Genomic DNA, 337 nt, shown 5'->3' with positions numbered 1-337 from the left:
CTAGCCTGGATTTCTCATAGTACCTCAGCCAGTACCGCACTCAGGCTGTAACACCGCTAAACACCTACTGGCTCGACTTACATCGGCTACTTTTTAACCACTTTCCGGCGTTCAGACACACTTCCCCCTTTCCCCCATTGCTTCGGGCCGGGGGCGCCCGAGCAGTCAGTTAGGAACCAACCGCCTGACGAGATCGGATAGCGCCGTTTTATAGGGGTAGCTGTCACTCATGAGTACTCGGATTCGACGCGTATTGCGGATGATGACCGCGCCTACTTTGATGAGCTTGAGCCTCAGGTTGCTCGGACTCATGCGCGCGAAGGGCGTGTGCTTCAGA

At 55.8% G+C, this 337-nt stretch carries 1 protein-coding gene; it reads right to left on the bottom strand.

Annotated elements, in window-relative coordinates:
- Positions 1-165 precede the first annotated feature (165 nt).
- Positions 166-337: transposase (locus ACT3T6_RS17745; protein WP_181950751.1), on the bottom strand; the 172-nt coding region annotated here is incomplete at its 5' end.

This window comes from Halomonas sp. 72, assembly GCF_052379785.1.
Lineage (GTDB): Bacteria > Pseudomonadota > Gammaproteobacteria > Pseudomonadales > Halomonadaceae > Vreelandella > Vreelandella citrativorans.
Note: the sequence above shows the minus strand (reverse complement) of the source record. Positions and strands in the feature narration are given on the sequence as shown.